This is a genomic window from Salinivibrio costicola subsp. alcaliphilus (assembly GCF_001996185.1).
Classification (GTDB): Bacteria; Pseudomonadota; Gammaproteobacteria; order Enterobacterales; family Vibrionaceae; genus Salinivibrio; species Salinivibrio costicola.
The window spans coordinates 1-416 of record NZ_MUFR01000145.1; the positions used below are offsets into that span (position 1 = coordinate 1).

At 50.7% G+C, this 416-nt stretch carries 1 protein-coding gene and 1 pseudogene; both read left to right on the forward strand.

What is annotated here, in order from left to right; translation table 11 throughout:
* Positions 1-268, forward strand: a pseudogene (locus BZJ21_RS16440) (IS3 family transposase); the annotation flags it as partial.
* The coding region (gene tnpB / locus BZJ21_RS16890; protein WP_131826363.1) for an IS66 family insertion sequence element accessory protein TnpB at positions 269-416 on the forward strand (148 nt) is incomplete at its 3' end. It lies immediately after the preceding pseudogene.

Here is a 416-nt window from a genome sequence, read left to right on the forward strand (position 1 = left end):
AGCGCGTGAATGGATGTTGAACTTCGTCAACTGGTACAACAATGAGCATCGTCATAGCGCGATTAAATTCGTCACGCCAGCGCAAAGACACCGCAACCAGGATACTCAGGTGTTAGCGAAACGGCATGCCGTCTATCAGCAGGCAAAAACCAAACATCCTGAGCGTTGGGCTAAGGAAACGCGTGACTGGACGCCTGTTAGTTCAGTAACACTCAATCCAAGCAGCTCAGAAGACAATCAACGAGGCTGTCAAAAAAGCGCCGCTTAATTGGAAAATCTGGTCAACTATCTTGAAATCTACCGCCGCCGGGACAAGTTGAAAATCCTACAGTGGGACACCAACGGCTTCTGGCTCCATTATCGCCGGCTGGAAAGCGGCACGTTCAAATGGCCGATGCACCCGAAAGATACGGTCG